The following is an 8,101-nucleotide window of genomic DNA, read 5'->3' on the forward strand; positions in this document are numbered from 1 at the left end:
CCCCCCCCCCCCCGCCCCCCCCCCCCCCCCCCCCCCCCCCCCCCCCCCCGCTCCTACAAGATCGTGCCAGGCCCGCTAGATCAGATTAAGGAAGGCCTGGCGCCACACGGCCTTTGCCGGCAACGCCAGGAAATACGGGTTAAGCAACGACTCACGCGCCGGATAGCGGAACGGCAACCCGTCCAGCCCGATCACCTCACCGCCCGCCCCATCCACCACACCCTGTGCCGCAGCAGTGTCCCACTGCGAAGTCGGCGCCAGCCGTGGATAACAATCGGCGCTGCCCTCGGCCAACAGGCAAAACTTCAACGAGCTACCAATATTGGCCAGCTCCAGTTCACCCACCGCAGCCCCCAACCCGGCCAACAGTGCCTCCTGCTCGGGGCTGGAATGCCGACGGCTGGCCACCACGGTGAAGCGCTCACCCGCCGCTGGTGCGTTGCGCACCTGAATCGGCTGAGCAGCCTCACCCGCCTCGGCCCGCCAAGCGCCGAACCCACGGCCACCGAAGTAGCAGCGCCCATTGGTCGGCATCGACACCACGCCAAACACCACCTCGCCGTTTTCGATCAAGGCGATATTGACCGTGAATTCCTCGCTCCCGGCAATGAACTCCTTGGTGCCGTCAAGCGGGTCGACCAGCCACCAGCGGCTCCAGCCCTGGCGCTCGGCCAAGGGTATGTTGCAATCTTCTTCGGACAGCACCGGAATCTGCGGCGCCAGCGCCAGCAAGCCATCGGCAATCACCCGGTGCGCCGCCAGGTCGGCGGCGGTTACCGGCGAATCGTCGGCCTTGTTGGTTACCACCACATCGGCACGCCAGAACGGCAGGATCGCCTCGCCTGCGGTCAGTGCCAGCTTGACCACTTCGTGCATCAGTTGCAGGTCGTTCATAGTTCCAGCAGCCCCCGCTGAACCAGCAGGTCACGCGTTAGGTACAGCGCTGCCAGGGCGCGACCTTCGGTGAATTGCGGGTGCATGGCCAACGCCGACAGCTCGCGCAGGTTGACCTTGTCGACCCGCATTGGCTCCGGTTCATCGCCTTCCAACTGTTCTTCGTACAGGTCACTGGCCAGCACCACCTGAATCTTCTGGCTCATGTAGCCCGGCGACAGCGAAAGCTCGGTCAGGTGTTCCAGTTGGCGTGCGCCAAACCCGGCTTCTTCCTTCAGCTCGCGGTCAGCAGCGGCCAGCACGTCTTCGCCCGGCTCGATCAGGCCCTTGGGCAACGACAGCTCGTATTCGTCGGTGCCGCCGCAGTATTCCTCGACCAGTACCGCGTGCTCGGCGTCTAGCATGGCCACGATCATCACCGCGCCATAGCCGTTGCCCCGCCCCACCAGCCGCTCGTAGGTGCGCTCGTTGCCATTGCTGAAGCGCAATTGCACGGCTTCGACGCGAAACAGGCGGCTGCTGGCGACGATTTCGCGACTGAGGACGGTGGGTTTCTGGCGCATGGGGCGGCTCCTTGGCGTGAACGGGTTACTATACCGTGGCTTGCCGACTGAACGAGAGTTTCCCATGCCTGTTCTTCCTTGGTCTGACATCGATACCGTCCTGCTGGACATGGACGGCACCCTGCTCGACCTGCATTACGACAACCGCTTCTGGCTGCACCACCTGCCCCAGCGCTATGCCGAGCTGCATGGGGTGAGCCGGGCCATGGCGGAAATGGAGCTGCAACCGCTGTTCGAACGCAATGCCGGCACCCTGAACTGGTATTGCCTGGACTTCTGGAGCCGTGAGCTGCGCCTGCCTATCCGCGAGCTGAAGCAGGAAATTGCCGACCTGATCGCCTTGCGCCCGGATGCCGATACCTTCCTGGCAGCGATTCGCGACGCCGGCAAGCGCGTGGTGATGATCACCAACGCCCATCGGGATTCGCTGTCACTTAAGCTGGAGCGGGTGGAGCTGGCGCCTTATTTCGAGCGGCTGATCAGTTCGCATGACTATGGCTACCCGAAGGAAAGCCCGCAGTTCTGGGATGCCTTGCAGGCCGACATCGGTTTTGTGCCGGGGCGCAGCCTGTTCATTGATGACACCCTGGCGATACTGCGCAGTGCGCAGCGCTTTGGTGTGGGGCATTTATTAGCGGTGCGCCAGCCGGATAGCCAGGCACAGCCGCGTGATACCGAAGAGTTTGCGGCAGTAGAGGACTACCGAGATTTATTGGTAGGCCTGTGAGGGCCCTTTCGCGGGTAAACCCGCTCCTACAGGATCACCACAGGCCTGAACTGTATGCGATCCCTGTGGGAGCGGGTTCACCCGCGAATAGGCCGGAACAGGCTGCAGAGATCACTCAGGAATACGCAGCACCTGCCCCGGATAGATCTTGTCCGGGTGCGAAAGCATCGGCTTGTTGGCCTCGAAGATCTTGTTGTACTGGTTGGCATTGCCATAAACCGCCAAGGAAATGGCCGACAGCGTGTCACCCTTCTTCACCGTGACGAACCGCGCCGCCACCACCACCGGCCCGGTCACAGTGATCTGATCCTCAACGCTGGCCACACCATTGATATTGCCCGCCGCCAGAATGATCTTCTCCTTCTCCTCCTGGCTGGCCACCTCGCCCTTGAGAATGATCTTGTCACCCTCTACAGTGGCGCTGATATTCGGGTTGCCCAGGCCAACCTTGGCAACGTGCGCTTTTAGCTGCTCCTCTGCGTTGGCATTGCCTGGAGTCAGCAGGTCGATCAACTTCTCGCCGGCTTCTTTCACGAAACTGAACAGGCTCATTGCGTTCTCCTTGTTGACGTAAACCTTGGAGACGGAAGTCTAGGCCAGGATTTCCCTGCCTGCCCCCCTGCGACCAATCGACGCGCTCTATCAAGGCATAGACCCTAGCGATTAGACGCCGCCTGCCTGCGCGCCTAGGCTTGTGCTATTACCAAGCCGCCGAATGAACAGCCTGCCCCGATGAACAGCAAACCTCCGGTCTGCGCGGCCTCATCGCCTTTGTCCATGCCCGCCGCCAGCAACACCTACGATTACGTCCAGCTCAGCGACAGCACACGCAGCAGCACGCCGCTGGCCGAGGAAGTGGCGCTGGCCATTGTCTACAACGGCCTCAACCAGGCGGTGATGCTGGTCAGCCCCACCGACCTGGAAGACTTCGCCGTGGGCTTCAGCGTCGGCAGCGGCATTGTCGAAGGCACCACGGAAATCTATGACCTCAAGCTGTCCGGCAGCGGCTCGGCGATGTACGCCGACCTGGAAATTTCCAGCCGGGCGTTCTGGAACCTGAAAAACCAGCGTCGCCAGCTGGCCGGTACCAGTGGCTGCGGCCTGTGCGGGGTCGAAGCGCTGGAGCAGGCATTGCCAGAGCTGAACGTGCTGCCCGGCGCGCCCCTGCCCCCGGCCCAGTGGCTGGTCGGCCTGCGCGAGCGCATCGATGCCTTTCAGCCGCTGGGCCAGCATTGCGGTGCGGTGCATGCGGCACTGTTCATGGACCGCCATGGCGAACTGCTGCTGGGCCGTGAAGACATTGGCCGGCACAACGCCCTCGACAAGCTGATCGGCGCCCTGCTGCGCCAAGGCATCGACAGCCAGGGCGGCCTGGCCATCGTCACCAGCCGCTGCAGCCTGGAACTGATCCAGAAGGTGCTGCGTGCCGGCATCCAGACCCTGGTCAGCCTGTCGGCCCCCACCGGCCTCGCCCTGCAGTGGGCGCGCAAGCACAACCTCAACCTCATCCATTTGCCCAAGCACAGCGCACCGCGGGTCTACAGCCCTGCGGCGGAGTCGTAACAGCCGTGACCTCGTACCAGCACCTTCCGGACAACGCCCCAGCCTCCACCCCTCGCTACAAGCCCTACCACGGCCCCGCCGGTGGCTGGGGCGCACTGCGCAGCGTGGCCAAAGCATGGGTCGGCAGCGACAACGCGCTGAAGAACATTCGCGCCCTGCTCAAGACCAACCAGAACGGCGGTTTCGACTGCCCCGGCTGCGCCTGGGGCGACTCGCCGGAAAGCGGCATGGTCAAGTTCTGCGAGAACGGCGCCAAGGCCGTGAACTGGGAAGCGACCAAACGCCGTGTCGACGCCGCCTTCTTCGCGCGCTACAGCGTCACTGCGCTGCTGCAGCAAAGCGACTACTGGCTGGAGTATCAGGGGCGCCTGACCGAGCCGATGGCCTACGATGCGGCCAACGACCGCTATCAGCCGGTCAGCTGGGACGCTGCCTTCGCCCTGATCGCCCGCGAACTGAACAAGCTGGCCAGCCCTGACCAGGCCGAGTTCTACACCTCGGGGCGTGCCAGCAACGAAGCCGCCTACCTGTACCAGTTGTTCGTGCGCGCCTACGGCACCAACAATTTCCCCGACTGCTCGAACATGTGTCACGAGGCCAGCGGTGTGGCCCTGGGGCAAAGCGTCGGCGTCGGCAAGGGCACCGTCACCTTCGACGATTTCGAGCATGCCGACGCGATTTTCGTCTGGGGCCAGAACCCCGGCACCAACCACCCCCGCATGCTCGACCCGTTGCGCGACGCTGTAAAGCGTGGCGCTCAGGTGGTGTGCATCAACCCGCTCAAGGAACGTGGCCTGGAACGCTTCCAGCACCCGCAGAATCCGCTGGAAATGCTGACCAACAGCGACCGCCCGACCAACACTGCATTCTTCCGCCCGGCGTTGGGCGGCGACATGGCCATGCTGCGCGGCATGGCCAAGTTCGTGCTGCAGTGGGAGCGCGAAGCCCAGGCCAAAGGCGAACCGGCAGTTTTCGACCACGCTTTCATTGCCGAACATGGCCATGGCGTCGACGAATACCTGGCGGTGGTGGACGCCACGCCGTGGGAGCACATCCAGACGCAGTCCGGCCTGACCCTGGCCGACATCGAGCTGGCCGCGCACATGTATTGCCGTGGCAAGCGTGTGATCATGTGCTGGGCCATGGGCATCACCCAGCACCGCCATTCGGTGCCGACCATTCAGGAAATCGTCAACCTGCAGATGCTGCGCGGCAACATCGGCGCGCCAGGTGCAGGCCTGTGCCCGGTTCGCGGCCATAGCAACGTGCAGGGTGACCGCACCATGGGCATCAACGAGCGCCCGCCCGTGGCGCTGCTCGATGCCATGGAAAAACGCTTCGGCTTCGCCGTGCCACGGCACAACGGCCACAACACCGTCGAGGCGATCCACGCCATGCTCGATGGCCGGGCCAAGGTATTCATCGGCCTGGGCGGCAACTTCGCCCAGGCCACGCCGGATACCGAGCGCACGGCCCAGGCGCTGCGCAACTGCGAGCTGACTGTGCACATCAGTACCAAGCTCAACCGCAGCCACCTGGTCCACGGCAAACAGGCACTGATCCTGCCGTGCCTTGGCCGCACCGACATCGACCTGCAAGCCGATGGGCCGCAGGCGGTCACGGTCGAGGATTCGTTCAGCATGGTCCACGCCTCCAACGGCCAGCTGAAGCCACTGTCGACGCAAATGCGCTCGGAGCCTGCGGTCATTGCCGGTATCGCCGCCGCTACATTGGGCAAGAAGCCGGTGGATTGGCACTGGCTGGTGGCCGACTACGACCGCATCCGCGACCTGATCGGCGACACTATTGCCGGTTTCAGCGGCTTCAACCAGCGCCTGCAGCACCCGGGTGGTTTCTACCTGGGCAACAGCGCAGCCAGCCGCGAATGGAAAACCAGCAGCGGACGCGCCAACTTCAAAGCCAACCTGCTGCCCGATACGTTGCTCGACGAGCGTGTGCGTGCCAGTGGCCAGTTGCCGGACCTGATCATGCAATCGATGCGCTCGCACGATCAGTACAACACCACCATCTACGGCCTGGACGACCGCTACCGCGGCGTGCGCGGCCAGCGCGAGGTGCTGTTCGTCAACGAAGCCGACATCATCCGCCTGGGTTTCCAGCCGGGGCAGAAGGTCGACATCGTGTCGTTATGGGGGGATGAGCATGTGCGCCGGGTGCATGGCTTTACCCTGCTGGCATTCGATATCCCGGCTGGGCAGGCGGCGGCGTATTACCCGGAGGTGAACCAGCTGGTGCCGCTGGAGAGCATTGGCGATGGTAGCCATACGCCAACCTCGAAGTTCATTGCCATCAAGCTGGAGCGGGCGCAGGACGACGGGCGTATCCTGTAAGGGCCTCTTCGCGGCTAAAGCCGCTCCCACAGGTACACCACAGGCCTGAAGGTGGCGCTGAAGCTGTAGGAGCGGCTTTAGCCGCGAAGAGGTCGGCAGCCCCAGCGCAAAAACGAAAAAAGCCCTGTTCCGCAACGGTTCAGGGCTTTGTCATAAAGGTCTCAGACAGCCGAATTTCGATAAAGTTTCACAGTAAATACAGTAACTTAGAGAATTGTGTACAACTCGTGTTACTCGTCGGATTTCCGTTGCCAGCCACCTCGCTTAGCCTCAAATTCGCCTCGTCTTCCCTATGAGGCTCTCTTGATGAAGAAGTACTCCTCGATTCTGTTGTTGTCTTTCAGCTTGCTCAGCGGCGTGGCCATGGCAGGCGGCACCACCGAAGCCGGCATTGGCGGCGCATTGGGTGGGGTACTGGGCTCCGTGGTGGGCAACTCCATCGGCGGTAGCACCGGCGGCGCCATTGGTGCCGGCCTGGGTGGCGCAGCCGGCGGTGCCTTGGGCGCCGACAAGCGCCAGCGCGGTGAAGCCGCTATCGGCGGCGCGCTGGGCGCTGCAGGCGGCAACGTGGTCGGTCGCTCGGTGGGTGGCACCACCGGTAGCTACATTGGTGCAGCAGCTGGCGGCGGTGCCGGTGGCGCGCTGGGTAACTACATGGGCAACAAGGCCGACGAAGACGAGCGCCATGACGACCGTCGCTACCGTCGCGGCTACGACGACCGTCGCCACTACGACCGCGGTCACCGTTACGGCCACCGCAAGCACGGGCGTCACTGGCGCCATTGATGCCTGAGTGCCCAGCGCACCTGGCAGTAAAAGCCCCGCCCCGCCAGCGGGGCTTTTTTATGCCTGTTCGAGCACCAGGCCGGACAGAATCACCTGCAGGGGCTCAGGAAGCGCGACAGGCCGGCCGCCGGCACGCTCGATGAACACCTGCACAACCGTGCCTGCCGCACATGCCTCCGGCTCGCCCGGGCGGTACAGCGCCAGGCGGTACTCCACCGTACTGCCCGCCAGGCGCGTTACGCCCAGCCCGACTTCAAGCACGTCCGGGAAGCCCGGCAATGCATAGAAGTCTGCCGCCGAGCTGACCACGAAAGCCGCCAGCTCGCCGTCACGCAGGTCCAGCTCGGCCTGCTCGACGAGGAACGCCTGGATAGCCGTTTCGAAGAAGCCGTGCACCGTGGCCCCGGCGATATGGCCATTCAGGTCGTTGTCCTGCGGGCGGGTGAGGATCGGGTGGAAGTGGGAGAAGGCACTGCGCTGGGGGGATTCGGTCATGAGTTATCCACAGTTGGTTGCAATCAAAAAGGAAGCTTCCCACAACAAGATCGGAAGGCCTATAGTCGCAATCAACTATAGATTGCATAGCATGGCCAGTCCTGATGAATCCGAGAAAAACACCCATGCCAACTCAACATCTCGACCATGCCAACCTGAGCCGTATGGCGGATTCAGGGCGCGTCAACGCCACGCATATCGTCGGCCAGCCAGGGGGCTGGGCCGTTCAGGTCGACATCAACCACCAGGAGCATGTACTCACTGCCCAGCGCAGCGGTAATATCAGGCTTTTCAAGAAACTCGAGACCTTGGTGGCTTACCTGCTTGAACTGGGGATCGACCATTTCGAGGTAGACGCAAGCACTTACGACCCTGAGCAAACGAGTACCTATCAACGGCCTGACCGCACCCAAGCACTAAAACGCGCTCATGAAGCCGCTGCTTATGAGGCCTGGTTCCACAAGCAGATAAAGACCAGCCTGGAAGACACTACGCCAGTGATGGACGATGAGGAGGCCGAACGACTGTTTGCTGCTCGCCGGGCCGCTCTGGCGGCCAAGCCCCGTTGATGCGCCTCGGTCATGTGGCTGACTCTTGTCTTCGCAATGGATGCTGACAGTGAAACAGAAAAACCAGATTCTCGCTGCCTGCACCGCGTCCCGAGGCCTGTCGAGATCCCCTGTAGGAGCGGCCTTGTGTCGCGATGGGCCGCAAAGCGGCCC

Annotated in this window: 9 protein-coding genes; 5 read left to right on the top strand and 4 right to left on the bottom strand. The window is 63.1% G+C overall.

Translation table 11 applies throughout. The features are described 5' to 3' along the window. Positions 1–75: 75 nt before the first annotated feature. Both cysQ and nudE read right to left on the bottom strand, forming a co-directional pair. Positions 76–894: a 3'(2'),5'-bisphosphate nucleotidase CysQ gene (cysQ, locus tag IAE39_RS28375; RefSeq protein ID WP_201207782.1), complete on the bottom strand. Its 819-nt coding sequence runs from the start codon at positions 892–894 to the stop codon at positions 76–78. Continuing rightward, positions 891–1,457 (bottom strand): ADP compounds hydrolase NudE, encoded by a 567-nt coding sequence (nudE, locus tag IAE39_RS28380; RefSeq protein WP_201207783.1) that lies wholly within the window; start codon positions 1,455–1,457, stop codon positions 891–893. The genes cysQ and nudE overlap by 4 nt, the downstream gene beginning before the upstream one ends. Before the next feature lie 64 nt (positions 1,458–1,521). Here nudE and yrfG point away from each other — a divergent pair, with 64 nt between their 5' ends. Next, entirely contained in the window at positions 1,522–2,184 is a 663-nt protein-coding gene (gene yrfG, locus IAE39_RS28385) for a GMP/IMP nucleotidase (RefSeq protein WP_201207784.1), read from the top strand. Between the two features lie 111 nt (positions 2,185–2,295). On the opposite strand, the gene lysM is transcribed toward yrfG, so the two are convergent. Next, a complete protein-coding gene (gene lysM / locus IAE39_RS28390; RefSeq protein ID WP_201207785.1) occupies positions 2,296–2,736 on the bottom strand; it encodes a peptidoglycan-binding protein LysM in 441 nt (146 codons plus the stop codon). Positions 2,737–2,916: 180 nt separating this feature from the next. On the opposite strand from lysM, the gene fdhD reads away from it, so the two are divergent. From fdhD to IAE39_RS28405, 3 genes are all read left to right on the top strand, one after another. After that, positions 2,917–3,747, top strand: coding sequence for a formate dehydrogenase accessory sulfurtransferase FdhD (gene fdhD / locus IAE39_RS28395; RefSeq protein WP_201207786.1), 831 nt, complete (start codon positions 2,917–2,919; stop codon positions 3,745–3,747). Between the two features lie 5 nt (positions 3,748–3,752). After that, a complete protein-coding gene (locus tag IAE39_RS28400; RefSeq protein WP_201207787.1) occupies positions 3,753–6,098 on the top strand; it encodes an FdhF/YdeP family oxidoreductase in 2,346 nt (781 codons plus the stop codon). A 306-nt stretch (positions 6,099–6,404) separates the two neighbouring features. Continuing rightward, complete coding sequence (locus IAE39_RS28405) at positions 6,405–6,884, top strand: glycine zipper domain-containing protein (RefSeq protein WP_201207788.1); 480 nt, start codon at positions 6,405–6,407, stop codon at positions 6,882–6,884. 57 nt (positions 6,885–6,941) lie between these two features. Here IAE39_RS28405 and IAE39_RS28410 read toward each other — a convergent pair whose 3' ends face one another. Next, positions 6,942–7,379, bottom strand: a complete 438-nt coding sequence (locus tag IAE39_RS28410; RefSeq protein ID WP_201207789.1) for an acyl-CoA thioesterase — start codon at positions 7,377–7,379, stop codon at positions 6,942–6,944. A 125-nt stretch (positions 7,380–7,504) separates the two neighbouring features. Between IAE39_RS28410 and IAE39_RS28415 the strand changes: the two genes are divergently transcribed. Continuing rightward, a complete protein-coding gene (locus tag IAE39_RS28415; RefSeq protein WP_201207790.1) occupies positions 7,505–7,948 on the top strand; it encodes a hypothetical protein in 444 nt (147 codons plus the stop codon). The last annotated feature ends 153 nt before the right edge of the window (positions 7,949–8,101 follow it).

It is taken from the genome of Pseudomonas sp. S37 (assembly GCF_016658545.1).
Taxonomy (GTDB): Bacteria; Pseudomonadota; Gammaproteobacteria; order Pseudomonadales; family Pseudomonadaceae; genus Aquipseudomonas.

Bases quoted from the DNA above. Each gene is read 5' to 3' on its own strand.
- cysQ (WP_201207782.1), bottom strand. From the start codon at position 894: ATGAACGACCTGCAACTGATGCACGAAGTGGTCAAGCTGGCACTGACC.
- nudE (WP_201207783.1), bottom strand. From the start codon at position 1,457: ATGCGCCAGAAACCCACCGTCCTCAGTCGCGAAATCGTCGCCAGCAGC.
- yrfG (WP_201207784.1), top strand. From the start codon at position 1,522: ATGCCTGTTCTTCCTTGGTCTGACATCGATACCGTCCTGCTGGACATG.
- lysM (WP_201207785.1), bottom strand. From the start codon at position 2,736: ATGAGCCTGTTCAGTTTCGTGAAAGAAGCCGGCGAGAAGTTGATCGAC.
- fdhD (WP_201207786.1), top strand. From the start codon at position 2,917: ATGAACAGCAAACCTCCGGTCTGCGCGGCCTCATCGCCTTTGTCCATG.
- IAE39_RS28405 (WP_201207788.1), top strand. From the start codon at position 6,405: ATGAAGAAGTACTCCTCGATTCTGTTGTTGTCTTTCAGCTTGCTCAGC.
- IAE39_RS28410 (WP_201207789.1), bottom strand. From the start codon at position 7,379: ATGACCGAATCCCCCCAGCGCAGTGCCTTCTCCCACTTCCACCCGATC.
- IAE39_RS28415 (WP_201207790.1), top strand. From the start codon at position 7,505: ATGCCAACTCAACATCTCGACCATGCCAACCTGAGCCGTATGGCGGAT.